The organism is Humibacter sp. (assembly GCF_035547335.1).
Classification (GTDB): domain Bacteria; phylum Actinomycetota; class Actinomycetes; order Actinomycetales; family Microbacteriaceae; genus Humibacter.
Map to the genome: position 1 here is coordinate 1 of NZ_DASZVF010000071.1, position 26,348 is coordinate 26,348.

Consider the following 26,348-nt stretch of genomic DNA (forward strand, 5'->3'; position numbering starts at 1 on the left):
GGGACAACCACAGCGGCTGGGCCCGGCGGGAAGTCGCTCACGACAGTCCCGGGGCCGAGCAGACCGACAGCGTGAGCTGCGCCCGGAGAAGACCTGTGCTCGGTGCCGGAGGACGCGGGTTCGATTCCCGCCACCTCCACCAAGATCGTGCTCTGACCTGCGCTTATACGACCTGGCTGTGTGAGATCCAGGGTCGGAGAGGCGGCTGCTTGCTCCTGTTCGCACGGTCAGAGCCGGGTGGGTCGTCCCGCTAGTGCCGGGTGCGGCCACCTCCAGACTGGCTCACGCGTCCACGTGGGTGGCCAGCATCAGGACGTGAGCGCCGACGGCGCTTCTGCTACGGCGCCGCTCGCGATCAAGTCATCGATGCGGGCATCGTCGTAGCCGAGGCGCTCGAGGACTCTGCGGGTGTCCTGGCCCATGACGATCGGTGGGCCCTGAACGACTCCAGGCGTTTCTTCCAGGTCGAACAGCAGGCCGGCAACATCCATGCGTCCTACGAGCGGCTGCTCGTAGGAGACCACCCAGCGCTTCGCGATCATCTCGGGGTCGTCGTACAGCCCGAGGACGAAGTCCTCGTCAGCGACCTCGCACGGAACGCCGGCAGCGTCGAGCTCCTTGAACCACTGACTCGCGCTGCGGGTCCTGAGATCGCCACTCGTGATCTGTTGGAAGTGAGCGACCTGCTGGTCGGTGGCTAGTGCGACGCACAGCCAGCCGTCGGCGGTCTCGTGCAGGCGGTAGCGGTCGTTCCACCCCAGCTGCTCTGCGTCGAGGATCGGCCGGCCGCTGCCAGCGCCCGTCATGTCGACGCTTGCCAGCGAGGTGTTGAGGAGGTGTGCGTAAAGGATCGAGGTCTCGACGTACTGGCCTTCGCCTGTTCGATTGCGGTGGTACAGGGCTTGGAGGATGGCGATGGCCGACAGGAACCCGTTCCCGGTGTCGCCGAGTGAGGTGTTCGGCCAGATCGGGGTTGCTCCGGACTCGGCACCTCCTTCCATCCACGACGCCCCCGCGAGGGCGGCAGCCGTCTGGTCGTTGCCGGGCAGCAGCATGCGAGCGGGATCGTGCCCTCGGGTGTGGCAGTAGATGAGGTCCGGGTTGACCTTCTTCAGCGACTCATAGTCGACCCCGAGCCGCTCGGCCGCGTCATAGCGCATGTTGTGCTGCACGACGTCGGCGGTGCGGACCAGGTCATGCAAGGTCGCCATACCGTCGGCGGTCTTCAGGTCGATGGTGATGGCCTGCTTCCCCCGGTTGCAGGCCATGCCGATGCTCGTCTGCAGCCAGAACGAGTCGAACAGCGGGTTGTTGACCTTGATGACGTTTGCGCCAAGGTCGGAGAGGAGCTGGGTGCCGTAGGGACCTGCCACTGCCAGGCCGAGGTCGAGGACGACAACGCCCTCGAGCGGTGAGGCGATCTGGCGGCCTTTGCTGGTGGCTGTCACGAACGGCGCGTCCTGCGCCTCTCGACGGACGTCGTCGGTGTGCTCGCCGGCCGCTGCCACGCCCCGGATCGGAGGGGCCGGCGTCTTCTCGAACTGGTAGGTCCGGCCCACCATGCGGACGCCGTCAACCTCGACGACGCATCCGTCTTCAAGGAGGAGCGGGTCGCGCAAAGCGTCCTCCGGCGACCGGACCTCCTGCACGGGGACGCCGACGCGCGCAGCCAGCTTCGCCCAGTCCGCCGCCGGGAACTTCGCGACCGCGTCGCTCATCTGCTGGTGGTACGCGTGCAGGACGACCATGTCGTCCGCGCCGGGGGAGATGCGCATCGGCGCATCTCGTGGCGCCGGCAGCTTGGCATCGGCGTCGAGCGATTCGAGCTCGGCGGCGCGCAGGATGAAGCTCGGGAGCGGCACCCAGTGGTGGGTCCACTTGCCGTCTGCACCGCGGTAGAAGCCCTTCGGAGCCCGTGGGTCGAAGATCCACGAGTTGAACCCGGCCCGGTCGGCCCGCTCTACGCGCTGCCAGGCGCAGAAGGTGGTGGCCAGCGCCCCCTGCAGCAGCGACGTGTGCACGTGCTGTCCGCGGCCCGTGGTCTCCCGGGCGACCAAGGCAGCGTTGATGGCGACAGAGGCGTTGTAGAAGGTCGCCAAGCTGATCCAAGGGATGCCGCTGAAGAGCGGCCCGGGCCGGTCTGCTCCGACGAACGAACCTTCGGGCCCTTCGTAGCCCGGCAGGACCTCAGTGCCCGACAGACGACCGATCGTCGTCCCCACAACGCCGCGACTCTCGAACTGCTGGCCGGTGCGCGCCGCGACCAACGCGTCGTAGGCGGGACGGCCGGCGTGGGCGCCCGTCTCGCCGTAGCCGGTGATCGAGCAGTGGATGAGGCGAGGGTTCGCGGCCAGCAACCTGGAGTGGTCGATCCCGAGCTTGGCGGCGACGCCGGGTGCGAAGCTCTCGATCACGACGTCGGCCTTACGGGCGAGAGCGAGGAAGACGTCGCGGTCGGCCGCGTCGCGCAGGTCCAGCGTCGCCCGGCGCTTGCCACGCAGCCAGACGCGGGTCCCCGAAAGGTCTGCGAACGGATCCCCGGTCGGAGGCTCGATCCGGGTCACTCGGGCTCCGTGGTCGGCGAGCAGCATGCCGGTCATCGGCCCCGAGATGCCCCACGAGAGGTCGAGAACGTCCAGGTCCCGCAGGATTCCGCCATCCACCATCGGCACAGGGTACAGCCGGTCCATACCAGTTACTATGGACTGGCGCGAAGCACCCGTCAGCGAATCGACCACTCGGGGCGTCGGTGCCCTTCGAAGAGCTCCTGGCCGTCGGTGAGGGCGCGTGATGTTGTGCCGAGGTGGAGGAACACGTTTCCCAGATCCTTTGCCTGTCCAGGCGTGAGCTCGCGTGCGGCCCACAGCGTGCGGAGCGTGGCCTGGATGGCCGCCGGAGGCTGCGACGCGATGAGCCGTGCGAGCCGCGTCGCTTCGCCACCGAGGTCGTCGGGCTCGACAACTTGGGTCACCAGTCCGATCTCGCGCGCGGTTCTGGCGCTGATCCGCTCATGAGCGCCGAGCAGCGACATGCGCACGATCTCAGAGAACCCCAGCCGGCCGCCGCCCAACAGGATGGGCTCGAAGACAGCGGCCATGCCGTAGGTGACATGGGGATCGAAGAACGTCGCGTTTGCCGACGCGATGGCGATGTCGCTCTCCCCGATCAAGTAGAACGCACCACCGCACGCCATGCCGTTGATGGCCACGATGACCGGCTTCCAGACGCCCTGACTCTTCGGCCCGATGCGACGACCCGGGTCTTGATAGGTGAACGGGTCGAAGTCATCGTCCACGGGGATGTCCGCGCGGTCGATGCCCGTGCAGAAAGCCTTGTCGCCGGCCCCCGTGAGGACCACGACCCTGATGTCGTCGTCCGTACGCACCGAGTCCCACACACGCTCGAGCTCAGCTTGCATCCGGACGTTGAATGCGTTGTGCACCTCAGGACGGTTCAACGTCACATGCGCAACACCCTCCCGAACCTCGTACAGGACCGTCGGAGCATCACGATTCGGAGCATCATTGTTCACGTCGCACCTCCCTGACGGTGCCCCTATCCCGCGGTGATCGTCCTTCTCGAGACACGCCATCCCTCCTCGGTGCGCACGACCTTGTCGCGGTAGGCGCCCATCGAGTCGAGGTGCGGCTGGCCCCCGGTGTGGGTGAAGAACTGCCAGTACGAGTCTGCGACGCCGGTGTTCCCGTGCACCGCAACCGCAACCGTGCTGACGAGGTGCCGCGAGAACGTCCCGGGTCCGGCACGGCCTTCACGACGACGCACCTCTGCCGCAGCGCGAAGGTCGTCATGACCCACAACGCGGGTATCGCCGAGCTCCCAGACCGCATCGGGGGTGTAGAGCAGGACGGTCTCCTCGATGTCGTGGGCCGCGTCCGCAGTGTGAGCGATGCGTGCGATCAAGGTCCGGATCGCCTCGGCGTCGTCGATGGTGCTCACGTCCTTACGCGCTCTCATCCGAGGCCGGCTGCGCGCGTCCCGAACAGGTGGGTCGCCACCGTGCTGCCCAGGGTCTCGGCCTTCCAACGGGTCTCATTGGACGAGGCAGATGCGGCCTCGTGCCAGCCCTTCATGAGGTAGAGCTTGTCGTGGATCGCGCGGATGACCTGGCCGGTGATGAGCTGGGACTCATCGCTCGCCAGCCACGCGACCAGCGGCGAGCTGCCCGCCGGATCCATCGGGTGGTACTCGTCCGGCCCAAGGTCGTCCGGCTCGATGACGGGCTGGCCCGCCATCGTCGCGGTGATCCTGGTCATGCCGCCTGGTCCGATCGCGTTGACCGTGACGCCGAGCTTGGCGAGCTCAAGGCTCGTGGTGAGGGTGAGTCCGACGATCGCGGCTTTGGCCGTTGCGTAGTTGCTCTGGCCGAAGTTGCCGGACAGGCCGGCACCCGACGTCGTGTTGATGATCCGTCCACGCACAGCTTCGCCGGCCTGGACCCGGCCGCGCCAGTGCTGCGCCGCGGCACGGGTCGTCAACCACGTTCCGCGCACGTGCACGGCCATGACCATGTCGAAGTCGTCGGTCGACATGTTCCAGATCGCCTTGTCGCGGACGATGCCGGCGTTGTTGACGACGATGTCAAGGCGGCCGAGCTCCGCGACGGTGCGATCGACGAGACTCTTGACGTCGGCCTCGACGGCGATGTTGCCGTAGTCGGCGATCGCAGTGCCGCCCGCCTTCTCGATGAGGGCGACGACCTCGTCCGCGTCGCGTCCCGCGCCCGCACCGTCCACGGCCCCGCCGAGGTCGTTCACGACGACGCGCGCGCCGTGTCGTGCAAGCTCGAGCGCGTGTCCGCGCCCGATCCCGTGGGCGGCACCGGTCACGATCGCGACCTTGCCTTCGAGCAGCGGACTCAACGTGACCTCCAGTCGCCGAATATAGTGACTACTATGCCTGCTTCCGACGCGATGGGCGACCTCGCGACCACGCCCCAGGACGTCGACCCCCGGGCCGATCGGCTCTGGCCCACCACGGCAGCGGTGCTCGCGCACCGGGCCGCCACGACCCCCCACGCTGAGGCATTGGTCGACGGCGAGCGCCGATGGACGTGGGCCGACCTCGACGACGCCGTGGACGCCGCAGCTCGATCGATGATCGCGAGCAGCGTTCGCCACGGGGACCGGGTCGCGGTCTGGGCGCCCAACTGCGCGGAGTGGATCGTCGCGGCCTTGGGCGCGCAACGGGTCGGCGGCGTGCTGGTCCCGCTCAACACCCGGTTCCTCGGCCCGGAAGCAGCTTTCGTGCTGCGTCGCTCGCGCGCGCGGTTGCTCGTGACCGTCGCCGGCTTCCTGGGCAAGGACTACCCGGCGATGCTGGAGGCAGCCGGTGAGCCCCTGCCGGCGCTCGACCGGATCGTCGAGATCGGCGGCGAGCCCCGGAACGGAGTCCAGACCTGGGAGGACTTCCTCGCTGCCGGCGCAGCTGTTCACGACGACGAGCTGGAGGCGCGGGCCCAGGCCGTCAGCCCGCACGACCTCTCCGACGTCCTCTTCACCTCGGGCACGACCGGCCGGCCCAAGGGCGCGATGTGCACACACGCCCAGACCCTGCGCGCGTATGGGGTCTGGAGCGCGGTCGTCGGACTGCGAGAGGGTGATCGCTACCTCGTCGTCAACCCGTTCTTCCACGGCTTCGGCTACAAGGCCGGCTGGCTCGCTTGCCTGCTGACCGGGGCGTGCATCGTGCCGCAACGAACCCTTGACGTGCCCGAGGTGCTCCGGGTCATCGCGCGGGAACGCATCACGGTTCTGCCCGGCACCCCGACGCTCTACCAGACCATGCTGGAACACCCCGACTTCTCACGCGACGGTGTCGAGACGCTTCGGCTGGCCGTCACCGGCGCCGCGGCGGTCCCGGCGCCGCTCCTGGAACGCGTCCGCGACGAGATCGGCTTCAGCGACGTCGTCACCGGCTACGGGTTGACCGAGTCCTGCGCGATCGTCTCGATGTGCCGCTACGACGACCCTGTCGAGGTCGTCGCGACCACCGCGGGCCGGCCGCTGCCGGGCCTGGACGTCCGCACCGTCGATGCCGAGGGAACCCCGACGGCGCCGGGCGTACCAGGGGAGATCCACGTCCGGGGCTACACGGTGATGCGTGGCTACCTCGACGACCCGGAGGCGACTTCGCAGGTCATCGACGCAGACGGCTGGCTCCACACCGGTGACGTCGGGATCATCGACGATTCCGGGCGAGTGCACATCACCGATCGCATCAAGGACATGTACATCGTCGGCGGCTTCAACGCCTATCCCGCCGAGATAGAGGGGATCCTTCTGGGCCACCCGGAGGTTGCGCAGGTCGCGGTCATCGGCGTTCCTGATGAGCGGATGGGGGAGGTCGGTGTGGCGTTCGTGATCCCACGGCAGGGCCGATCGATCACCGCCGACGACGTCGTCACGTACGCCCGAGCGAACATGGCGAACTACAAGGTTCCCCGCCGCGTTCGGATCGTCGAATCACTGCCGATGAACGCGAGCGGCAAAGTCCTCAAGGGTGAGCTGCGTGCCGCCGGTCTCGAGGGCAGCCTCAGCTGGTGACCCCTGCGGCGCGCAGCGCCGCGATCTGTGCGTCGTCATAGCCGGCGACGTCACGCAGCACCGATTCGGTGTCCTGGCCGGCGGTGGGTGCTCCGCGCTCGGCCGACACCGGTTGCTCACCCACGACGCGGACGGGGAAAGGCAGCTGGTCGGCACCCAACCGGCTCGCCGGCTGCCAAGGCAGGCGTTCGTGGAAGTGCGGGTCGTCCGCGATCGTTGCCGGGGTGTTCACGGGAGCGATCGGAACATCGTGGCTGAGCCCGAGCTCGACCCAGGCCGCAGTCGGGCGCGTGCGGAAGATGTCGACGAGCTGAGCTCGCAACGCCACCTCGCCGCGGGCATGGTCTGCCAATGCATTGCCGGGGTGCGCGGTGTAGAGGTCATCGCGGCCGACGGCGGCGCAGAAGTTCTTCCAGAAGTGCTGCTCCGACGCCATGAACAGGATGTGTCCGTCGCTGCTCTCGTAGAACTGGTACCGCACGGCATCCTGCATGCCGTCCGTGCCCGGTGGCCGACGCACGAACCCGTCGGATGCGTTGCCAGTGACCTCATCCTCTGGCCTCAGGTACGCGCGCGTGCCTTCGCTGCGGAGCCAGTCGAAGCAAGCCGCGGCGTCGCTCTGCCCGACCTCCACGTGACAGCCGTGACCCGTCTCGCGGGCGCGTAGCACCGCGCTGAGCATCCCCAGGGCCGCGTAGAGCGGCCCGGCATTGATCCCGATCGAGGTGTGGTTGGGGATCGCCGGCATCCCCTCGGCGCTTCGCTCGGGCGCGACCACGCCCGCCCACGTGTCGTAGGCGATCCCGTGGCTGGGAAGCTCTCGGTACGGGCCGGTCATGCCGTAGCCCGACAGCGTGCAGAGCACGATGCGCGGGTTCACGGCTGCCAGCACCTCGTAGCCGAGACCTCGTCGCGCGAGACCGCCGGGGCGCATCGCCTCGAGCACCGCGTCGGCGTTCGCGACGAGGTCGAGGAACGCCTGGCGGCCGTCCGCCTGCCGCAGGTCCAGGACGATGCTGCGCTTGCCCCGGCTGATGTGGAGGTGGAGGAGCGAGACACCGTTGACCCAGGGCCACGCCATCTTCCGCACGTAGTCGCCACCGGGAGGCTCGACCTTGATCACGTCGGCGCCGAGGTCTGCGAAAGGTGTCGTCGCCGCGCCCGGGCCGAGCATCGAGCACTCGATCACCCGGAGACCCGCCAGCAACCTGCCCGTCTCCATAGCGGCTACTATACGGAGATGGGTCCGGTCCGTGTATGAGTCCGTAGAAGGCCTCGACATCGAGGTCAGCGGTGACGTCCTGACGGTGACGTTGAACGCGCCGGAACGCCGCAACGCCCTCACTGACCAGTCGGTGTCCGGACTGATCCGAGCCCTCGAGACTGCCTCGACCGACGAGTCGCTGCGCGCCATCGCGCTGACCGGCGCGGGAGATCACTTCTGCGGCGGCTTCGACATCGTGGGGCGCAACCGGACCGATGGGGCGAGGCCACGAACGGGCAGCATCCAACGGCGCATCCCCGTCGCATCAGGACGAGTCATCTCCCTTCTGCTCACCATCCAGCTCCCAGTGGTCTGCGCGGTCCGCGGCTGGGCGGTCGGGATCGGCGCGCAGCTCGCCCTCGCCGCCGACATCACCGTCGCGTCGGACGACGCCCGGATCTGGTGGCCGTTCCTCGATCGGGGCTTCACGCCCGACTCGGCGAGCACCTGGCTGCTGCCTCGCCTCGTCGGTCCCGTCCGAGCCCGACAGCTCCTGCTCCTCGCGCGAGAGATCTCAGGGGCCGAAGCGGCCGCCATGGGGGCTGTCGCTCTGGCGGTGCCGTCATCCCGCGTCAGCGAAGCTGCCGAGGAGGTCCTGGCGCGGCTGGCCGCCGGTCCGACGGTCGCACTCGGCCTCACGAAGAGCCTGCTCGCCACGACGTGGGACCACGGTCTCAGCAGTCAGCTGGCCGCCGAGGCACACGCGATGGAGCTGTCGAGTCGAAGCCCCGACTTCCGGGAGGGCCTCAGCGCACTGTCAGAGAAGCGGCCTCCGGAGTTCCGCGGGCGATGACGGCGCCTAGGAGCGCTGCCACTGCGGCTCGCGCTTCTCGGCGAACGCAGCCGGACCTTCGGTCTGGTCGGGGTGACCCCAGAGCGCGACGAGCTCCTTCACGCCCGCCTTGCAGGCGTCCGTCAGACCCATCTCCAGCGCGCCCCACAGGGCGCGCTTGGTCGCCCGCAGCGCCGCTGGGGAGTTCCGTGCGATCTTCTCCGCCAGCTCCTGCGCTGCGTCGTGCAGCCGTTCCGGAGGATCGACGATCTCGCCGACCAGACCCAGCTCGTAGGCGCGGTGCGCGGACATGCGCTCGTAACGGCCCACGAGGGCCAGGCGCAACACAGCCTCGGCCGGGATCTTCCGCATGAGCCCGATCGTCTCGAAGGCACTCACCTGGCCGACGGACACGTGTGGATCCGTGAACTGCGCATCGCTCCCCGCCAACACGATGTCCGCGTCCGCCACGAAGTGGAAGCCGCCCCCCGCGCAGATCCCGTTGACCGCGGCGATGATCGGTTTGTCCACGCCGACGTGCCAGCCGGTGAAACCGAGGTCCCATGCCTCGACCGATTCGCGGTAGCGCTGGAAGCCCTGTCCATCGGTCGCGATCTCGACCATGTCAGCGCCGGTCTGGAACGACGGCCCATTCGCCGCGTTGACGATGACGACGACCTCGGGATCTTCTTGCATCTGCGTCCACGCGGTCCGCAGCTCATCGCGCATGGCGTTGTTCATCGCGTTGCGCCGATCGGGACGGTTGAAGACGATCCAACCGACCTTCCCGCGTCGCTCGACGACGAGGTTGTCATAGGTCATGGGTATCCCTCGATGAGGCTGCGGCGCAGCACCTTCCCGATCTCGTTCCGGGGCAGCTCGTCCACCACCCGGAGGTCGACCGGCAGCTTGTAGGGCGCCAGGCGGGCGCGGAGCGCACTGGCTATCTCGTCGGGCCGGATCTCTGCGCCGGAGACCGCGACGAGCCACGCCACCGGGACCTCGCCGAGCCGATCGTCTGGAACGCCGGCAACGCACACGTCCGCCACACCGGGCTGCACGCGGATGGCATCCTCGACCTCTTGCGGCATCACCTTGAGGCCGCCGCGGTTGATGACGTCCGAGACGCGACCCTCCAGCCAGAGGAAGCCGTCGGCGTCGACCCGCCCGATGTCTCCTGTCTGCAGGAAGCCCGCTTCGTCGAGCCGAGCGGCGATGGCGTCGTCCTGCTGGCTGAGGAAGGGAGACCGGATCCACACCTCTCCGACTCCGTCCGCCGCGACGTTTCCCTGCTCGTCGAGGATCTTGATGTCGACGCCCGGGTGAGCGCGGCCGACCGCACCGAGCTTGTCGTCGCCGTAGTCGCGCAGGTCTTTCGCCGTCCAACCGACCACCTCGCTGCCGAGCTCGGTCTGGCCGTAGCAGTTGAGGACTCCGACGCCGAAGCGCTCGCGGAACGCCCGCGCCTGCGCAGGAGTCAGGGGTGCGGTGACGGACCGTACGAGTCGCAGGGGGGCAAGGTCGGTGATGTCCGGATCAGCGGTGAGCATGCTCATCATCGCCGGTGCGAGGATCGTCGAACGGATCCCATGACGCTGCACGAGTGTCGCGAAGGTCGTCGTCTCGAAGCGGTCCATCAGCACGAGCGGGGCACCGACGCGGAGGCCGAACAGCGCGTTCCAGAGGCCTGCCCACAGGCCCAAGGAGGTCGGGATGAGGTTGGGCATCGGCGCCTTCGGGCCCGTGTCGCTCGGCCGCGCGCGAAGCTGTCCAGCGACGGTGTCGATCCCACCCAGCACGCCGCTGTGGCGCATCACGACGGCCTTCGGCGCGCCCGTGGTGCCAGATGTGCGCATGACGAGCGCCGCGTCCTCGCCCTGCTCGGCCGGGGCGTGGGCGAGCGTGCCGGGGACAGCTCTCCACGTGGTCAGGCCGGCCCGCTCGAGCACGCGATGCCCAGCGGGAGCGCGGCTCGGATCGTCCGCCACGACTGCCGCCGGTGCGGCTGACGTGAGGGCGTCCCGCAGCTCTGCGGTGGTCAGCCGTGCGTTGAGAGGCACGACCACAGCACCGATCTTCCAGGTCGCGAAAGCGCCGACGAGCGCGCCGATGCCGTCGTCGATGACGACGGCGACGTGGTGGCCCGCGTGGACTCCGGTCTCCGCGAGCGTCGACGCCAATGTGTCGACGGACCGTCGCACCTCAGCGAGGGACACCGAACCGTCGATCGTCGTCACGAGCGCCTCGTCCGCAGCAGACGGATGTTCCGACAGCAGCGCGTAGAGCGGGCCGGCCGTCAAGACGCCGACCGCTCGAGGTGGGAGGCGACGATGTCCAGGTCCTGCGACTCGGTGCCGAGCATCACCGCACTCGCGCGCGCCCTTTTGAAGTACAGGTGCAGATCGTGCTCCCAGGTGAAGCCGATCCCACCGTGCAGCTGGATGGCGGCGGCGGTCACCGTGCGGTACGCCTCACCGCAGAAGGCGTGCGCGACCGCCGCAGCGACGACGAGCTCGGCCGGATCTGCCGCTGCTGCGTGCCGAGCGGCGGAGCGGGACGATTCGACGGCGATGAGGAGATCAGCGCACTTCTGCTTCACCGCCTGGAAGCTGCCGATCGGCCGGCCGAACTGCACGCGCTGCTTCACGTAGGTGACGGTCATGTCGAGCACGTGGGCCGATCCACCTGCCATCTCGCAGGCGAGGAGTGCCCGCGCCTGGGCAAACCCGCGCGCGACGGCGTCCTCCGCGCCGAGCGAGCCGATCAGACGCGCGGGCGTGGCCTTGAAGTGCAGGTGCGCCTGGCGCCGCGTCAAGTCCAGCGTCGTGAGGTTCTCGACACGCAGCCCATCCGCACCGCGCTCCACCGCGAAGCACGCCATCCGGTCCTCGGTCCACGCGGGCACGAGGATGAGGTCGGCGGCCGTGGCGTCGACGACGTGCCCGGCGGCTCCATCCAGGCGCCATCCCCCGGGCCCGCTCGTCGCCCGCACGCGCGCTGCCGGGGGATGAGCGCCCGCGAGGTCAGCCGCGGCGACGGTGGCGACGAGCTCCCCAGACAGGATCGCCGGCACGTAGTCCGCGATGGCTGTCCGGTCTCCAGAACCGAGCAGCTGAGGGAGCGCAAGTGCAACGGTGGACAGCAACGGCGCGCACAGCAGGGCCGCTCCGGCTTCTTCGAAGGCGGTGCCTACCTCGGCCAGTCCACCGCCGGCTCCGCCGAGGTCCACGGGGACGCCGAGACCGGCAAGACCGACCTCTGTGCACAAGCGCCGCCACAGCGCGCGGTCCCATCCCTCCGCGGACTGCACGTCCGCGCGGACCTTCTGCGGAGGGCAGAGGTCGTCGAGCGCTGCCCGCAGAGCTGCATGGAGCTCTGCGCGGTCACTGTCGCTGAACCCGACGGTCGCGGTGGGGTTCATCGGCGATCGAACGCCGCGATGACGCCGTCGAGCGTGGCCTGGAGGTCGGTCCCCGCACCGGGTGGGTGCGGAAGTCGCACCGGTCCATGGTCACGACTGGGCAACAGGATCGTCGCGGTACCCGGCGACGTGACCTCTCCTCGCTGGCTCCTCGCCTCGAGCGTCAGATCGACGGCTGGTCGTCCCCCCTCAGCGAGGTACTTACGGGTGACGACGCCCGTGATCGTCTGCAGGTCGCCGACGTAGTTGAAGCTGCGGAACTCGACACCGAGCTTCCACAGCCACGCGTCGTCCCCCATCCAGTCCGTGCAGAGGTGGATCAGCCACGTCTCGCGCATGCGTCCGTAGTCGTACGTCGTAGGCACGCCTGTCCGTCGCGCGTACTCCGGGTCCCAGTGCACTCGCTGCATCACGTCGGGGATGTTCTGGGGGTCGCGGTGATAGAAGCGCGGCACGCGCTGGCGGTTCTTGTAGCCGAGGCGGAGCGGAGCCACGTTGTACATGCCCATGCCCATGCCGACGTGCCAGCAGACCATGTCGGTGACCGTCAGCGGCCCCTTGTGGAGCGGGCCGAGGGGGTCGCCTTCTTCGACGTCCTCCCACCAACGCGGCTCAGCTCCGCGGCGCTGCTCGCCGTCGTAGCCCTCGTCGATGCGTGCGAGCGCCTCGTCATCCCAGACCTGAGGCTCGATCGCCGCGTACTTCCCGCGTTCCTTTGACTTCTCGCGCTCAGCGCGGAACATCATCCGGTACTGCGCGCCCAGAACGGTGCCGCTGTCGTCCTGGAACACCTGGGCCGTCCACTCCTGGACTCCGACCCCCCCGAACTCGCTGGGCTTCTCGATGACACCGACGAGCGCAGTGCGGCGCTTCACTCTGCGGTTCGCCCGCAGCGGAGCCCACCACTCGCGCTCACTGGCTGCGTAGAAGGCGTGCACGCCGCGCAGCGGATCACCCTTGAGCCGTTCGGCGCGCGACCGGTCATCCTCCGTCAACCCGTCCTCGCCGATGAGGCTGTCGCCACCGACCAGCGAGGGGGGCGCGATCGGCATCGCCCACACAGTGCCCGTCGCGTACTCCGGGTCGGCGTAGAGCGGGTTGTCATCCCCGTAGCTCCACGCGACGGTCCGGAAGGCGTCGGTCCCGGGGCAGCGGTAGTGCGGGGGAGCGGGATATGGCTGTGCGATGCCGATGCGTGCGCGGAGCTCGGCCAGCGCCTCGGGCGTGATCGTCGGCTTCGAGGGCGCCGCCGGGGCCGATGTCGTCTCCATAGTGCTTACAATGTGCCACATCATGGCGTCGGCGTTGCCTGCAGGCTTGCGGGTCCACCAGGACGGCGCCGTCGGCTGGCTCGAGTTCGACCGTCCAGACGCGGGCAACGCCTTCGACGGCGCGATCCTTGATGCGCTGCCAGGCGTCTGGCACTCGCTCGACGCCGACCCGTCCATACGCGCAGTGGTCGTCATCGGTAGCGGAAGGGCGTTCCAGACCGGGCTCGACGTCCGCCAGCTGGCCAAGGACCCCCAGGCGCTCAAGGCGGCGTCGCGCCGCACGAGGAACGGCAACCCAGGGCTGACGGGCTGGCACCTCAAGCTGGGAGTGCCCGTCGTGGCGGCCATCAACGGCATCTGCGCGGGAGGTGGCCTGCACTACGTCGTCGACGCCGACATCGTCATCGCATCCACTGCCGCGTCCTTCCTCGACCCCCACGTCTCGGTCGGTCAGGTCAGCGCGTACGAGTCCATCGGGCTAGCCCGCCGAGGCGCGTTCGGCGAAGCGGCGAGGCTGGCATTGCTCGGCGCACACGGGAAGGTCGACGCCGAGCGAGCCCGGCAGGTGGGCTGGGTCAGCGAGGTTGTGCCGCCCGAACGGCTGCGGGCTCGCGCCAGCGAGCTCGCACACCAGATCGCCGCGCAGGCGCGGGAACGCACACGTGAGGTGCGCGCCGCCCTCTGGTGTGCCCAGGAAGTGGGCCGCTCGGAAGCGATCGGCCGCAGGAGCCCGGAATGAGCGAGCTCGCCAAGGGTGTGCTCGCGTCGATCGGCACGGTCGGGGCGGCCGAGGACGCCGTCAGGCGGTGGGCTGACGCGAACGTCCCCCCGACGTGGCGAGAAGCGGCTGTCAAGGGTGGGCCGGCCGCCGTGCGGACCGTCCGTACGCCCGCGGAGTATCGGCAGTGGTACCCGACATTTGCCCGGAGCGGCCTCGTCGTCCCTCAGTGGCCCGTCCCGTACGGCGGTCTCGACTGGTCACGAGAGCTCGCACGAGCCGCCGACGCGGTCCTGGCGCCCCTCCACCTCCCTCGCCTCAACCCCCTAGGGCTCAACAACACGGCGGCCGCGCTGTTCGCCCACGGGACCGAGCAGCAGCGCCTTCGCTACCTGCCCAAGATCGTCGACGCGTCCGAGACGTGGTGCCAGCTGTTCAGCGAGCCGGGCGCCGGAAGCGATCTCGCGGCGCTGGCCACACGGGCGGAGCGCGTCGAGGGCGGGTGGACCGTGACCGGCCAGAAGGTCTGGACCACCTGGGCTCACGACGCGGACATGGGGATCCTGCTCGCCCGCACGGACCCGGCTCTGCCCAAGCGGGCCGGCATCAGCTACTTCCTGCTGGACATGCACCAGGCCGGCGTCACGGTCCGTCCGCTCGTGCACATCGGCGGAGAGGTCGACTTCAACGAGGTGTTCCTCGACGACGCATTCGTAGCCGACGACCAGCTGCTCGGCGACCTCAACGGGGGCTGGACGGTCGCTCGCGCAACCCTTGCCGGCGAACGCCAGATGGTCGCCGGCGCGGGAAGCGGCGGAGTCGACCGGATCGGGGGCGGAAGCGCGCGCCGCCTCGTCACACTCGCGCAGCAACGGGCCGCGGCGAACCTGAGCGGCGGCTGGGACGACCCCCACGTGCGACGGCGGATCGTGCGCCTCTGGTGTGAAGAGCAGATCCGTGGTTGGACCAACGACCGCGTGCGGGCGGCGGTGAAGGCCGGCGGCACACCCGGAGCCGAGAGCTCGATCGGCAAGGTCGCCGGTGCCGAGCTGAACCAGCGCATCCAGGAAGCGGCCGCCGATCTGCTCGGCGCTGCCGGTACCGCCTGGCCGGGCGACGCGGGCGTCGGTGATGTCTCCGCGTGGGCCGCGTCGCTGCCCTTCGAGGTCAAGGGCATGCTCCGCAGCCGCGCGAACACCATCGAGGGCGGGACCACCGAGGTCAACAAGAACATCTTGGGCGAACGCGTGCTCGGGCTTCCGAAGGAGCCGGATGCGTGGGAAGGGCGACCGTGGCGTGACGTGCCGCGCAGCTGAGGACGGCGCAGAGGGGCCGACAGCTGGCGGACCAGGTCACGCATATAGTAACTACTATGGCTACTCCAGCGGATCCGGTCGTCAGCGCTTCCCAGGCCGACGACTGACCTTCACGGAGAACCCTGCGACCTTGGGCTTTCCGAGCTTCCACAGCGACCAGGTTCGACCGCCGGACAGGGGTCGACATGAGCGACCTGGCCAGCTCCGCCACCGCATGAACGTCAGCCCATCGCCCTTGACCGCGGTCCAGCAGGAGGAGAAGACGTGAAGAGGTTCGAGGACAAGGTCGTCCTGATCACGGGCGCGGCTCGTGGCCAGGGAAGAAGCCACGCCATGCGCGTAGCCGACGAAGGGGCGCACGTCGTCGCACTGGACATCTGCGCGACCTTCGACAGCATGAACTATCCGCTGGCGACCGACGAAGACCTCGCCCTGACCGTCAAGGAGGTCGAGGCTCGCGGCCGCCGTGCGATTGTCGTGAAGGGCGATGTTCGGATCAAGGCGGACGTGCAGAAGGCGGTCGACCAAGCGTGGGCCGAGCTCGGACGCCTCGATGTCGTGGTCGCGAACGCGGGGGTGACGGCGATGAGCTCACCGACGCCCGCGCAGGCCTTCATCGATGGTGTCGACGTCGACCTCGTCGGGGTCCTCAACACCGTGGGCGCGGCACTTCGCACCTTCCCGTCGGTGGCGGCGGGTCGATCATCATCACGGGCTCCACGGCCGGCCTGATGGAAGGGCTCATCGACAACCCCGCCACGGGCCCCGGCGGTGCCGGTTACGCCTGGGCTCAAGGGGGGTCGTCGCTGACGCCGACCGAGCAGCTCTCCTTCAAGCTGTCCGCGACGATCCGGGTGTGTGCCTGCGGGGATCCGAAGGCCGTCCGCAGCACCCACGCACGCTTGGCGTAGAGGTGGGCGAGCACTTCCCACGTGAAGCCCATCCCGCCGTGGATCTGGATCCCGGCGCGTCCATTCGCCGTAGCGGCATCGGTGGCCAGGAGCGCCGCGCTGGATGTGGCCCGGCGGGGATCGCCGACGTCCGGGTCATCGGCGGTAGCAGCTGCCCACCACACGGCCGATCGGGCGACCTCGGTGCGGGCGAGCATGTCGGCCAGCAGGTGCTTGATCGCCTGGAACGAGCCGATGGGTCGGCCGAACTGGACCCGCTGCTTCGCGTAGCTGGTCGCGAGGTCCAAGGCACCCTGGGCAACGCCGACCGCGAGCGCTGCCGAGAGCAGCGTCGCAGAAAGTCGCCACGGGTCGGCGGCGGCCGACCCCGTGGGATGCGCCCGCACGCCTTCCACGAAGCCGACCGGCGTCAGCGGGTCGAGAGGCTCGAGCGGTCTCCACTGGACGTCCGACGTCGCCACGACCCCCACCCGCTCACCCAGGACGACGACGTGGGTAGCGGAGTCGAGATGCTCGACCACGGGCTGTTGGGTGCGGTCAAGGCAGGTCGCCATGAAGGCGCCTGGGACCAGACGCCGGGCCAGCATGGTGGCGACGAGCGGCCCCGGCACGAGCGCGCGGCCGAGCTCCTCCAACACGATCGTCGCCGTTGCCAAGCCGCCCAGACCGTCGAGGTCGAAGAGCCCCAAAGCATCGAGCTCTACCCAGCCTTCGACGTCGAAAGGCTGGTCGAGCGCTGCGCGGATGCGTTGGTCGGACCATGCCTTGCGTACGAAGTCTCGGACGCCACCCTGCAGGTCCAGCTGCTCCTCGGACGGTGTCAGCCGCATGGAATGCGCACCTCCGGCTCTTTCGGCAGGCCGAGAGCGCGTTCGGCGAGGATGTTGCGTTGGATCTGAGATGTGCCCGCTGCGATCGTGAAGGCCAGCGTGGTCAATCGGTCGACGGAGAAGCGGCCGCTCGCGACACCAGGAAGATCATCGAGCGTCAGTGATGCGCGTCCGAGGATGTCGGCGGCAACGTCGTCAAGTCTTTGACGACACTCGGTGAATCGAAGCTTGAGAACCGAGGCGCCGCGTTCGGGCACGAGGCCGGAGGTCGCCTCTGAGACGTTTCGATAGGTCAGGGCCCACAGTCCGTCGATCTCGGCCGCGAGGCGTGCGAGCTCGGACTGAACGTGGGTGTCAGACCATGCCGACGACTTCGTCGCGCCGTCGGACGTCTGGCGGGCGACGCCGACCAGGTTTCGCAACAGCGTCCGCGTCGTCATCATGTCGCCGATCCAGGCCGTCCCGCGCTCGAACCCCAGCGTCGTCATGGCGATCCGCCAGCCGTCGCCCTCTGCACCGACACGATTGGCGACGGGGATCGGGACGTCGTCGAGGACGAGCTCGCAGAACTCACTGGTCCCGGCGGCCGTCTTGATCGGCCGTACCGACACCCCCGGGGCATCCATCGGCAGGATGAGCCAGCTGATCCCACGGTGCTTGCGAGCCGATGGGTCGGTGCGGACGAGGAGCTCGCAGTAGTCCGCGACCATCGCATGGCTGGTCCACACCTTGCGTCCCGTGACCCGGTAGCTGTCACCGTCACGCACGGCGCCCGTCCGCAGCGAGGCCAGGTCGGAGCCGGCGTCGGGCTCGGAGAAGCCCTGGCACCAGACCTGCTCGCCCCGAAGTATCGCCGGCACGTGCTGCGCTCGCTGCTCGTCCGTCCCCTCGACCATGAGGGTCGGGCCGGCGTGGAGCAGCCCTACGAAGTTGGTGCCGACGTAGGGCGCGTCGGCGTGGGCCAGCTCCGACAGGAAGATGAGCTGCCGCGTCGGGGTGGCGCCGCGACCGCCCCACTCGATCGGCCAGTCGAGGCCTGCGTACCCGGCGTCGAACAGCCGCCGCTGCCACGCACCGCAGTACGCCCGGTGTGCCGTCCAGTCATCGCGGTCCGGTTCCGGCGGGAGCGTCGGCAGCGTCGCGGCCAGCCACGCGCGCAGCTCGTCGCGAAACGCAATGTCGGCATCGGAGTGCCGGAGGTCCATCAGCGGCCCCGTCCGCTCGAATATAGTGACCACTATGGTAACGGGTGGTGGAGCGGTGAACGACAAGGTCTACATCCACGAGTTCATCGACATCACGAAGCAGAACCGCGGCAAGTACATGCACCACATCACCGCGAACTGGAGCCCGATCGCCCAGGACCAGCGGAACCAGATGTGCTTCGGGGTGTGGGGAGTCCTTGGATCGACGGGCCGGTGGCCTCAGACCGTGAACCTTTGGGAGGAGGACGGGTTCGGGGGGCTCGCGGCCAGCTTCGCGATCGAGGTCGATGGTGCGGCCATGCAGGACCCAGCGCTCGAGCGTTGGTGGGCCGGCGCCGCAGACCTGCGGTCCGGCGGAGTTGACCGGATCATGGTTCCGCACCCGGAGATGCCGACGATCGAGCGTCTGTGCGCCGCCGGCTGCGGAGCGCCGGTGTACGCACACGAGCTTGCGCGCGTTCGTCCAGGTGCTGCCGCGGACGTCTTGGACTGCGCCGTCGAGGAGAGTCGCAGCTCTGCGCCTGACGGATGGCGGCTCATCGGCGCTCTCCGGACGGTCATGGGGAACGACGATGAGATCTTGTTCCTCTGGGCGATCGATGCCTGGCCGAGCTGGGGGCACGCTGAGCAGCGCGCTGCATCCGGGGAGTCGCGTCTGCTGCCGAAGACCAGTGGCGAGCTGTTGAGTCGGCATCGGCTCTTGCTCGTCGACGCTCCGCTGGCTCCGCTGCGCACCGGCCGGCAACCTCAACGAGCTGACCGAACCGACTGGACGGACTGACATGCCTCGCGAGCTGGTTGTCCGGACCGTCAGCGACCACGGCGTGGGCGAGCTGCGGCTCAACGATCCCGATCGACGGAACGTCCTCTCGTTCGAGATGTCTGAGGCGATCGGCACCGCGGTGGCCGAGGTCCTTGCCGCCGGAGCGAAGGCCGTCGTGCTCACCGCGGCCCCTCCGGTCTTCTGCTCCGGCGGCTCGCTCGAGGGACTCATCAGCCGAGCGCGGCCGCTCCGCGATACATACCGCGGCTATCGCGCACTCTTCGAGTGCCCCGTGCCGACGCTGGCGCTGGTCGAGGGTGCTGCGGTCGGCGCGGGCGTCAACCTGGCGCTCGCCTGCGATGTGGTCGTCGCCGGTGACAAGGCGCGGTTCGATCCACGGTTCCTCGACGTCGGGATCCACCCGGGAGGGGGACACCTGCGCCGGCTGCTCGAGCGGACCGGCGCGCAGGGGGCCGCGGCACTGTGCCTGTTCGGCGAGGCGTTGACCGGCGACGAAGCTGTGCGCGCGGGTCTCGCGTGGCGTTGCTTCGAGGGCGATGAAGCTCGGCGATCGGCGTTCGCTCTAGCCGACCGAGCCGCCGGGCGGGATGCCGACCTGGTGCGCCGGGCGAAGGACTCGCTGCGGCTCAGCCGCTGGGTCGCGGACGACGACGCCGCGTTCGACCTCGAGCTCGCCGCGCAGGAGTGGTCGGTCGAGCGCCCCGAGTTCGTAGTCGCAGTGCAACGGATCCGGGATGCCTTGGCCGCGCGGGCGCGGTGATCGGCCAGGTCCCGCTTACTTCGCTGGCCGTTCCAGGGGCAGATCGAGCCCGAGCAGCTCGATCGCGTTGCCGCGGGCGATCTTCATGATCTGATCGGGGGGAAGGTGGCCGAAGTGCTCGGCGGCGACCTCGCGGGAGTGTGGCCAGGTGCTGTCCTGGTGCGGATAGTCGGTCTCGAACATCACGTTGTCCAGGCCGACCTTGTCGAGCAGGTGCACACCCACGGGGTCCTTGAAGAAGCAGCTGTGCACTTGGCGGTAGTAGTAGCTCGACGGCAGCTCAGGGCAGTGGACCTGACCGTGGGCCCACCCTCGGTGGGTCAACCACACGTCGTCGGCTCGTTCCAGGACGTAGGGAAGCCATCCGATCTGGGCCTCGGCGTAGAGGAGCTTCAGGTTCGGGTGCCGATGCAGCACGCCGGAGAAGAGGAAGTCGACGAGGCTGGCGGCGCTGTTGCCGAAGATGATCGTCCCGGCGACGGCCTCGGGGGCGTCGTCAGAGGTCTGGGGCGTCCGGGTGCCGGAACCGATGTGCATGGCGAGCACCGTGCCGGTCTCTTCGCACGCAGCGAAGAAGGGGTCCCAGGCGCCCGAGTGGATGCTCGGCAGGCCCAGGTAGGCCGGGATCTCGCTGAACGCGACGGCCCTCACGCCGCGGGCAGCGTTTCGTCGAACCTCTGCAGCTGCGAGCGCGGGGTCCCACAGCGGCACGATGCACAGCGGGACCAGTCGTTGGCCGGAACCCGCGCACCACTCCTCGACCATCCAGTCGTTGTAGGCCTCGACGCACAGCTTCGCGAGCGCCTTGTCGTCTCCCCACAGGAACATCTGACCGCAGAACCGTGGGAAGTTCGGGAAGCACATCTGCGCCTCGACGCCGTTGAGATCCATGTCTGCGAGGCGCGCGACTGGGTCGTAGCACCCCGGCCGCATGTCCTCGTAGCGGATGCCTGTCATGGTGACCTCGTCGGCGGGTACGCCGGCGGCGGCGACATAGCGCTTGAGCGAGACGGTCTTGTCCTCGTAGAACCACCACGCGACGTTGTCGGGCCCCTCAGTCCCGGGCGCCTCGACGTAGGTCGCTCCGACCAGCTTCACCTCGCCCGCCGGGGCATGGACGATGCGAGGTCCCCGTTCCCGGTGACGCTCGGGAAGTCGGTTGGTCCACACGTCGGGCGGTTCCACCACGTGGGCGTCGACATCGACCAGCAGAGGGATCTTGGACAGGTGTGTGCCGCGCGCCCCGGCATCCGCAACCGGCGTGGACCTGGTCACGGCCGGCGCCACGAGCAAGCCATAGCGGTCACTATGCCATAGGTCCTGGGGATGGGAGCTCGCGGAGAGGGGTCCGCGCGCGCACCAGAGCGGCCTTCGGGGCACGGGCGGCGAACACGTCGGTGCCCCGGTCGTCGTCGACCGTGAAGTGCCCGATCGCCTCCCGCAGCTGGTTCGCCAGCGCGTGCAGCTGAGACGCAGAGGCGGCTGTCTGCTGGCTTCCGGTGGCGTACTGACGGGCCGCATCAGACACCTGGTTCATCGCGACGACGACCTGTTCGCTCGCACTCCGTCGCTGCTGAGTCGCTATGGAGATCTCCGTTGCAGCGGTCGTCGTCTCGTCGACCATCGCTCGGATGCGGTCGAGAGCGGCGGCAACGTCACGAGCGAGCTGGACACCACTGCGGGTCTCGTTCGCGCCCGCTTCGCTCGCGATGATCGCGTCGCGCGTCTGCGCCTGCACCTCGCCGACGATGAGGTCGATCTGCTGGGTGCTGTCGCGCGCCCGCTCGGCGAGAGCTCGGATCTCGGTAGCCACCACCGCGAAGCCGCGCCCGTGATCGCCCGCACGCGCGGCTTCGATCGCAGCGTTGAGTGCGAGCAGGTTCGTCTGCTCCGCCAGATCGTCTATGACCGCGACGATGGTGCCGATCTGCGCGGTGCGCTCGCCCAGAGCTGCTGTCCGACGAGCCATCGCCTCAACGCTGCCGCCGATCGCTTCGATGGAGCTCACCGACGCCGTGACGGCTTGCTGACCGTCCTCCGCGTCAGCGAAGGTCTCGGCGGCGAACCGGGCGACGGCTTCAGCCGTCTCGGCGATCTGGCGTGCGGTCGCGGCGAGCTCCTCTATCGTCGTGGTGGTCTCGGTCATGGCCGTGCTCTGCTGCGCGGCCGAGGCGGCGTGCTGTTCGGCAGTCGCCAACAGCTCTGCTGCGGCGGATCCCACCTGCTCACCGGCGCGGCGCACGTGGCTGACCAGCCGGCGCAGGTCGGCAAGCGTGCGCTCGAGCATCGAGGACAGGTGGAACATCGATGGGTTCGCCCCATCGGCGGGTTGTGGCACTTCGACGGCAAGGTTGCCGTGCGCGGCCGCCTCGAGCGTGCCCGCTACGGCACGCACGTGTGCCGTGACCAGATCTCGCTCCCGCGCTGCCAGCGCCGCCATCTGTGCGATCGATCCCGACACAGTTGCGGTGAGCATCCCGAGCAGTGGGAGGACCGGCGCAGCTGCGGCGTACGCGGCAAGTGTTGCTGCGCTCAGTGAGCCATGCATGCCGGCGACCGTCGCGGCGAGGAGGATGACGTCGGCGACCAAGCCGAGCACCGTGGCGTACACGACCGCGTAAGAAAGCCCGGCGAGCAGCACCGACGGCACAAGGACGGGCCAGAACGGTCCGCGAACGCCGCCGAGCGCCCCGACGAAGAGACCTCCCGCAGCGAGCGACGCCACGCTCCAGGCCGCCTGGACCGCCGGCGGAAGTGTGACGGTGCGTCGGGCGATGCTGTCGAAGAGGGTGAGGCTGTTGACGCAGCACAGGAGGAGGTTGACTGCGATCGCGGCGTACAGGCTGCGGGCGTGAACCGGGACGACGGCGTCTGCACCTGCCGACGAGTGGGAGAGGTGGATGGTCCAGATGCCGGTGGCGGACGTTGCTACGACCGTGATCCAGGTCATCACCGCTGCCAGTCGGAGATACCTCCGAGCGTGCTGCACCGCAGACCGCCTCCTGACTAGTGAGGCGATGACGAGCGCCGCGGGACGATCAATGCATCGACCGCCACGGCGCCGCAGCCGTCGGGCAAGACCATCAAGGGGTTGATGTCGAGCTCGCCGATCACATCGCCGAGGTCGACGGCGATGCGCTGCGCGGCCATGATCGTGCGCTCGATCGCCGCGACGTCGCCGCGGGACCGGCCGCGGGCGCCATGCAGGAGGCGGCTTCCCTTCGTCGCCGCGATCATCGCCGAGGCCCTCTCGGGGCCGAACGGTGGCACCCCGAAGCTGACGTCCTCGAACACCTCGGCGAACACGCCGCCGAGCCCGTAGAGGACGACCGGTCCGAACGGCGCCTGATGGCTGATCCCGATGATCGCTTCCGCGATCGGGTCGGCCACCAGCTGCTGCACGACAACACCGCGCACGTCGGCATGGGGCGCCACCCTCGCGGCCGATGCGGCGAGGTTCCGGTAAGCATCTGCCGCGTCGTGGACCCCGACGCCGATGCGCACGAGTCCAAGGTCGGACTTGTGGGCGATGTCGGCCGACAAGATCTTGAGCGCCGCTCGTCCACCGAGCTGCTCGACGGCACGGACGGCTTCTTCGGGGCTCCCGACGACATGCTCGGGGACCGTGGCGATGCCGTACTCCCGGAGGATCGCCTTGGCCTCGACCTCGTCGAGCGCACGACCGGATGTGAGCAACGCTCGGGCTCCCGCGTCCGCAGGTTGTCGCTTGGTCGTGACCGCCGCGAACGGGGACTTGTAGGAAGCGAGGAACGTGCGTCGCCTGAGCAGCTCACCGGCGCCACGCACAGCGCTCATCAGCGAGTGGAACACCGGGACGCCGTTCTCGATCAGCGTTCGGTAGCCGTCGTTGTCGCGCAGAGGCGAGGACCACACGACGAGGATCGGCTTCTTCTGGAGGAGGTGGAGGTCGACCAGGTCTCGTGCCAAGGGCTCGATCATCCCCGGGAACACGCCGGTGATCGGCACGATGACGATGTTGGTGTTCTCGTCATCGAGCGTGATCTCGAGGCTCGCGCGGCCCGCGGGGAGTGCTGTGAGTGTGCCGCCGGTGTCGACGGGGTTGTCCATGCGCAGGTACGCGGGGATGTGGTCAGTCAGCGCCGCGATCGTTCGGTCGCTGAAGCGAGGCACTGGCAGGCCCGCGGCGCCGCACAGGTCGACCAGATGTGCGGCCGTGCCACCGGACAGGGTGTACAGCGCCACGCCGTCGGTGCCCTCTACCGGAGGAACGTGGCAGAACATCCCGGAGATCTCGATGGCCTCGTCGAAGTCGTCGACGCGCACGATCCCGCACTGCTCGAAGGCAGCGTCGTGCACGGCGTCGGATCCGGTCAGGTGACCCGTGTGCGCCTGCGCCATCTGCTGGCCTGCCGCGCTTCGTCCGACCTTGATCACGACGATCGGTACGTCCTGCCGCGCCGCAACATCAGCCGCGATCATCAGGGTGCGGCCGTCCTTGAACCCCTCGACGTAGGAGGTGATGACACCGGTGTCGGGTAGGCCCGCGTAGTAGCCGGCGAGATCGGCCCACTCGAGGTCGGTCTCGTTGCCGAGCGTCGCCCAGGACTGCACGGGGATGCCGTAGGTCTGACCCTGCGACATCGGGCGGCCCTGGAACCCGGACTGCGTGATGATCGCCATCTTCCGGCCTGGCAGGTCCTGCCGCCATGGCTCGAGCAGGTTGAGGTTCGTGTTCGGACCGAGCACCCGGGTTGACCCAGAGGCGAGCTCCTTCAGGCGTTGCTCCTTGGCCAGTCCTTCCGGCGTGCCGAGCTCAGCGAAGCCGGCCGAGAAGACGACGACGAAGCCCACGCCCTTCGCCACGCACTCCTCGACGGCCGGAAGGGCATCCCGCACGAGCACGACCGCGAAGTCGACGACGCCATCGACGTCGAGAACGGATCGCACCGCCGGGGTGCCAAGGATCTCGGGCTTCGTCGGGTGCACTGGGATGCACTCGCACCCTCGCGCCTCGAGCCGGTCACGCATGAAGACCCACTGGTTGCGCTGTTGCGTCCCCTCGCGGTCGCTGGCGCCGATGAAGACAGCTCGGCGAGGATCGAACAGGCGCCGCCAATCGACCGTCCTGAGAGTCGTCCCGCTCGGGGGCCCCGGGTCCGCTGCGCTCACCACGACGTTCCTGCGTGCCCTGCGGGACACGGTCGCATCGAACGCAACAAAGCGATCTCCATCCGCACGACGTCGCCGGCCAGCTGGCTCATCGACCCGCGGCCGTAGGCGGATCGAGGTCCGGATAGCATAGCGAGCACTATGACAGTTGGTTCTGCGCTGACGCGGGTTTGGAGCACTCATGGCTGAACGTCTTGTGTACGACCCGTCGTCGTACGCACAGCAAGCGGACCCGTACCCGGTCTACCGGCGCATGCTCGAGGAAGCGCCGCTGTACCGGAACGAAGACCTCGACTTCTGGGCGCTCACGCGCTTCGAGGACGTCGCGGCGGGGCTGAACGACCCACTGGGGCTGAGCTCGGCGCAGGGCACCTTGATCGAGCAGATCCGGAGCGACTCGCCCGCACCCGACATGATCATCTTCATGGATCCACCGCGTCACGACCTGCTGCGGAAGATCATCAGCAAGGCGTTCACCCCACGCCGGATCGCGCAGCTGGAAGGAGAGATCCGTGCCGCCTGTCAGGTGTGGCTCGAGGAGATGGACGACACCGGCGGCGGCGACCTCGTCGAGGCCTTTGCCGGCCGGTTGCCTTCCACGGTCATCGCCAAGCTGCTGGGCGCCCCGGACGAGGACCACGCTCGGCTGAAGCAGCTCTCGGACCGGCTGCTGCATCGTGACGACGGCTCGCTGTCGCGTCCGGAGGACGCCCAGCAAGCGGGGGCCGAGCTCGCTGGGTACTTCTACGAGCTGATCACTGCGCGACGCACCGCGCCTGCCGATGACTTGGCGAGCGCCCTCATCGAGGCGAAGGTCGAGGGACCGGACGGGGCGCAGCAGCTCAACGACGGCGAGCTGATCTTCTTCTGCCTCCTGCTGGGCGTGGCCGGGAACGAGACGACAGCGAAGATGATCTCAACCGGGGCCGTGCTGCTGGCCGAGCATCCGGACCAGCGAAAGATGCTCGTCGCGGACCCCTCGCAGTGGTCGAGCGCCGTCGAGGAGATGCTCCGGTTCGACCCGCCATCGCACTACCAGGGGAGAGTGACCACCCGGCCCACCACATGGAACGGAACCGAGGTGCCCGAGGGGGCGGTGGTCCTGCTCGTCAACGGCGCGGCGAACCGCGACCCCCGCGTCTTCGACGATCCCGACAGCTTCCGGATCGGCCGGACGTTCGAACGCCACCTCGCGTTCGGCCACGGGGTTCACTTCTGCCTCGGATCTTCGCTTGCTCGCCTCGAGACGCGGGTCGCGCTCGAGGAGCTGGTGCGCCGCTTCCCCGGCTACGCAGTCGACACGAGCGCCGTCGAGCGCGCCCACTCGTCCAACGTCCGAGGGCTCTCGCGGGTGCCGATCACGACGTGCGCCTGACATCGGA

At 68.9% G+C, this 26,348-nt stretch carries 22 protein-coding genes and 1 other RNA gene; 9 read left to right on the forward strand and 14 right to left on the reverse strand.

Annotation, left to right across the window (positions count from 1 at the left end; all coding sequences use genetic code 11):
- Positions 1–142, forward strand: a transfer-messenger RNA (tmRNA) gene (ssrA, locus tag VHB92_RS16715); the annotation flags it as partial.
- A gap of 166 nt (positions 143–308) precedes the next feature.
- Here the strand turns inward: ssrA and VHB92_RS14615 are convergent.
- Genes VHB92_RS14615 through VHB92_RS14630 form a run of 4 tightly spaced genes read right to left on the reverse strand, consistent with a single transcriptional unit; the run spans position 309 to position 4,880 of the window.
- The gene (locus tag VHB92_RS14615) at positions 309–2,666 is read right to left on the reverse strand and encodes a CoA transferase (RefSeq protein ID WP_325454498.1); all 2,358 of its coding nucleotides are present in this window, start codon (positions 2,664–2,666) and stop codon (positions 309–311) included.
- A gap of 56 nt (positions 2,667–2,722) precedes the next feature.
- Positions 2,723–3,592, reverse strand: a complete 870-nt coding sequence (locus VHB92_RS14620) for an enoyl-CoA hydratase/isomerase family protein (RefSeq protein ID WP_325454499.1) — start codon at positions 3,590–3,592, stop codon at positions 2,723–2,725.
- Positions 3,556–3,957: a nuclear transport factor 2 family protein gene (locus VHB92_RS14625; RefSeq protein ID WP_325454500.1), complete on the reverse strand. Its 402-nt coding sequence runs from the start codon at positions 3,955–3,957 to the stop codon at positions 3,556–3,558. Before VHB92_RS14625 ends, VHB92_RS14620 begins: the two co-directional genes overlap by 37 nt.
- 14 nt (positions 3,958–3,971) lie before the next feature.
- Positions 3,972–4,880 (reverse strand): SDR family NAD(P)-dependent oxidoreductase, encoded by a 909-nt coding sequence (locus VHB92_RS14630; protein WP_325454501.1) that lies wholly within the window; start codon positions 4,878–4,880, stop codon positions 3,972–3,974.
- Between the two features lie 33 nt (positions 4,881–4,913).
- Here VHB92_RS14630 and VHB92_RS14635 point away from each other — a divergent pair, with 33 nt between their 5' ends.
- Complete coding sequence (locus tag VHB92_RS14635; RefSeq protein ID WP_325454502.1) at positions 4,914–6,563, forward strand: FadD3 family acyl-CoA ligase; 1,650 nt, start codon at positions 4,914–4,916, stop codon at positions 6,561–6,563.
- On the opposite strand, the gene VHB92_RS14640 is transcribed toward VHB92_RS14635, so the two are convergent.
- Entirely contained in the window at positions 6,553–7,785 is a 1,233-nt protein-coding gene (locus VHB92_RS14640) for a CaiB/BaiF CoA-transferase family protein (RefSeq protein ID WP_325454503.1), read from the reverse strand. The genes VHB92_RS14635 and VHB92_RS14640 overlap by 11 nt on opposite strands.
- Before the next feature lie 31 nt (positions 7,786–7,816).
- Between VHB92_RS14640 and VHB92_RS14645 the strand changes: the two genes are divergently transcribed.
- Positions 7,817–8,620 carry an enoyl-CoA hydratase/isomerase family protein gene (locus VHB92_RS14645; protein WP_325454504.1) on the forward strand — a complete coding sequence of 268 codons (804 nt, stop codon included), beginning with the start codon at positions 7,817–7,819 and terminating at the stop codon, positions 8,618–8,620.
- A gap of 6 nt (positions 8,621–8,626) precedes the next feature.
- Here VHB92_RS14645 and VHB92_RS14650 read toward each other — a convergent pair whose 3' ends face one another.
- The 4 genes from VHB92_RS14650 to VHB92_RS14665 are packed head-to-tail and all read right to left on the reverse strand — an operon-like array spanning position 8,627 to position 13,291.
- Complete coding sequence (locus VHB92_RS14650) at positions 8,627–9,421, reverse strand: enoyl-CoA hydratase/isomerase family protein (RefSeq protein WP_325454505.1); 795 nt, start codon at positions 9,419–9,421, stop codon at positions 8,627–8,629.
- Positions 9,418–10,899 (reverse strand): class I adenylate-forming enzyme family protein, encoded by a 1,482-nt coding sequence (locus VHB92_RS14655; RefSeq protein ID WP_325454506.1) that lies wholly within the window; start codon positions 10,897–10,899, stop codon positions 9,418–9,420. The genes VHB92_RS14650 and VHB92_RS14655 overlap by 4 nt, the downstream gene beginning before the upstream one ends.
- Positions 10,896–12,020: an acyl-CoA dehydrogenase gene (locus VHB92_RS14660; protein WP_325454507.1), complete on the reverse strand. Its 1,125-nt coding sequence runs from the start codon at positions 12,018–12,020 to the stop codon at positions 10,896–10,898. The genes VHB92_RS14655 and VHB92_RS14660 overlap by 4 nt, the downstream gene beginning before the upstream one ends.
- Positions 12,017–13,291, reverse strand: a complete 1,275-nt coding sequence (locus VHB92_RS14665) for a hypothetical protein (RefSeq protein WP_325454508.1) — start codon at positions 13,289–13,291, stop codon at positions 12,017–12,019. The genes VHB92_RS14660 and VHB92_RS14665 overlap by 4 nt, the downstream gene beginning before the upstream one ends.
- A 22-nt stretch (positions 13,292–13,313) precedes the next feature.
- Here VHB92_RS14665 and VHB92_RS14670 point away from each other — a divergent pair, with 22 nt between their 5' ends.
- The 3 genes from VHB92_RS14670 (at position 13,314) to VHB92_RS14680 (ending at position 16,057) form a co-directional block, all read left to right on the forward strand.
- A complete protein-coding gene (locus tag VHB92_RS14670; RefSeq protein ID WP_325454509.1) occupies positions 13,314–14,030 on the forward strand; it encodes an enoyl-CoA hydratase/isomerase family protein in 717 nt (238 codons plus the stop codon).
- Positions 14,027–15,325 (forward strand): acyl-CoA dehydrogenase family protein, encoded by a 1,299-nt coding sequence (locus VHB92_RS14675; RefSeq protein WP_325454510.1) that lies wholly within the window; start codon positions 14,027–14,029, stop codon positions 15,323–15,325. Before VHB92_RS14670 ends, VHB92_RS14675 begins: the two co-directional genes overlap by 4 nt.
- 264 nt (positions 15,326–15,589) lie before the next feature.
- Positions 15,590–16,057, forward strand: coding sequence for an SDR family NAD(P)-dependent oxidoreductase (locus VHB92_RS14680; protein WP_325454511.1), 468 nt, complete (start codon positions 15,590–15,592; stop codon positions 16,055–16,057).
- A gap of 58 nt (positions 16,058–16,115) precedes the next feature.
- Here VHB92_RS14680 and VHB92_RS14685 read toward each other — a convergent pair whose 3' ends face one another.
- Both VHB92_RS14685 and VHB92_RS14690 read right to left on the reverse strand, forming a co-directional pair.
- Positions 16,116–17,066, reverse strand: coding sequence for an acyl-CoA dehydrogenase (locus tag VHB92_RS14685; protein ID WP_325454512.1), 951 nt, complete (start codon positions 17,064–17,066; stop codon positions 16,116–16,118).
- On the reverse strand, positions 17,057–18,271 hold the full coding sequence (locus VHB92_RS14690) for an acyl-CoA dehydrogenase family protein (protein WP_325454513.1): 1,215 nt from the start codon (positions 18,269–18,271) through the stop codon (positions 17,057–17,059). The genes VHB92_RS14685 and VHB92_RS14690 overlap by 10 nt, the downstream gene beginning before the upstream one ends.
- Positions 18,272–18,305: 34 nt before the next feature.
- Here VHB92_RS14690 and VHB92_RS14695 point away from each other — a divergent pair, with 34 nt between their 5' ends.
- Positions 18,306–19,052, forward strand: a complete 747-nt coding sequence (locus tag VHB92_RS14695; protein ID WP_325454514.1) for a hypothetical protein — start codon at positions 18,306–18,308, stop codon at positions 19,050–19,052.
- Position 19,053: 1 nt separating this feature from the next.
- Positions 19,054–19,815, forward strand: a complete 762-nt coding sequence (locus VHB92_RS14700; RefSeq protein ID WP_325454515.1) for an enoyl-CoA hydratase-related protein — start codon at positions 19,054–19,056, stop codon at positions 19,813–19,815.
- Between the two features lie 15 nt (positions 19,816–19,830).
- Here the strand turns inward: VHB92_RS14700 and VHB92_RS14705 are convergent, their stop codons facing one another.
- From VHB92_RS14705 to VHB92_RS14715, 3 genes are read right to left on the reverse strand one after another with little or no spacing between them, the layout of a single operon-like run.
- Positions 19,831–21,090, reverse strand: coding sequence for an amidohydrolase family protein (locus VHB92_RS14705; RefSeq protein WP_325454516.1), 1,260 nt, complete (start codon positions 21,088–21,090; stop codon positions 19,831–19,833).
- Between the two features lie 31 nt (positions 21,091–21,121).
- Positions 21,122–22,765 (reverse strand): methyl-accepting chemotaxis protein, encoded by a 1,644-nt coding sequence (locus VHB92_RS14710; protein WP_325454517.1) that lies wholly within the window; start codon positions 22,763–22,765, stop codon positions 21,122–21,124.
- A gap of 56 nt (positions 22,766–22,821) precedes the next feature.
- The gene (locus VHB92_RS14715) at positions 22,822–24,996 is read right to left on the reverse strand and encodes an acetate--CoA ligase family protein (RefSeq protein ID WP_325454518.1); all 2,175 of its coding nucleotides are present in this window, start codon (positions 24,994–24,996) and stop codon (positions 22,822–22,824) included.
- Between the two features lie 151 nt (positions 24,997–25,147).
- Between VHB92_RS14715 and VHB92_RS14720 the strand changes: the two genes are divergently transcribed.
- Positions 25,148–26,341 (forward strand): cytochrome P450, encoded by a 1,194-nt coding sequence (locus tag VHB92_RS14720; RefSeq protein WP_325454519.1) that lies wholly within the window; start codon positions 25,148–25,150, stop codon positions 26,339–26,341.
- Positions 26,342–26,348: the final 7 nt, after the last annotated feature.

What these genes read in the sequence shown, in the direction of transcription:
- VHB92_RS14615 (WP_325454498.1), bottom strand. Translation starts at nt 2,666, where the DNA reads ATGGTGGATGGCGGAATCCTGCGGGACCTGGACGTTCTCGACCTCTCG.
- VHB92_RS14620 (WP_325454499.1), bottom strand. Translation starts at nt 3,592, where the DNA reads ATGGCGTGTCTCGAGAAGGACGATCACCGCGGGATAGGGGCACCGTCA.
- VHB92_RS14635 (WP_325454502.1), top strand. Translation starts at nt 4,914, where the DNA reads ATGCCTGCTTCCGACGCGATGGGCGACCTCGCGACCACGCCCCAGGAC.
- VHB92_RS14640 (WP_325454503.1), bottom strand. Translation starts at nt 7,785, where the DNA reads ATGGAGACGGGCAGGTTGCTGGCGGGTCTCCGGGTGATCGAGTGCTCG.
- VHB92_RS14650 (WP_325454505.1), bottom strand. Translation starts at nt 9,421, where the DNA reads ATGACCTATGACAACCTCGTCGTCGAGCGACGCGGGAAGGTCGGTTGG.
- VHB92_RS14660 (WP_325454507.1), bottom strand. Translation starts at nt 12,020, where the DNA reads ATGAACCCCACCGCGACCGTCGGGTTCAGCGACAGTGACCGCGCAGAG.
- VHB92_RS14665 (WP_325454508.1), bottom strand. Translation starts at nt 13,291, where the DNA reads ATGGAGACGACATCGGCCCCGGCGGCGCCCTCGAAGCCGACGATCACG.
- VHB92_RS14670 (WP_325454509.1), top strand. Translation starts at nt 13,314, where the DNA reads ATGGCGTCGGCGTTGCCTGCAGGCTTGCGGGTCCACCAGGACGGCGCC.
- VHB92_RS14675 (WP_325454510.1), top strand. Translation starts at nt 14,027, where the DNA reads ATGAGCGAGCTCGCCAAGGGTGTGCTCGCGTCGATCGGCACGGTCGGG.
- VHB92_RS14685 (WP_325454512.1), bottom strand. Translation starts at nt 17,066, where the DNA reads ATGCGGCTGACACCGTCCGAGGAGCAGCTGGACCTGCAGGGTGGCGTC.
- VHB92_RS14690 (WP_325454513.1), bottom strand. Translation starts at nt 18,271, where the DNA reads ATGGACCTCCGGCACTCCGATGCCGACATTGCGTTTCGCGACGAGCTG.
- VHB92_RS14695 (WP_325454514.1), top strand. Translation starts at nt 18,306, where the DNA reads ATGGTAACGGGTGGTGGAGCGGTGAACGACAAGGTCTACATCCACGAG.
- VHB92_RS14700 (WP_325454515.1), top strand. Translation starts at nt 19,054, where the DNA reads ATGCCTCGCGAGCTGGTTGTCCGGACCGTCAGCGACCACGGCGTGGGC.
- VHB92_RS14710 (WP_325454517.1), bottom strand. Translation starts at nt 22,765, where the DNA reads ATGACCTGGATCACGGTCGTAGCAACGTCCGCCACCGGCATCTGGACC.
- VHB92_RS14720 (WP_325454519.1), top strand. Translation starts at nt 25,148, where the DNA reads ATGGCTGAACGTCTTGTGTACGACCCGTCGTCGTACGCACAGCAAGCG.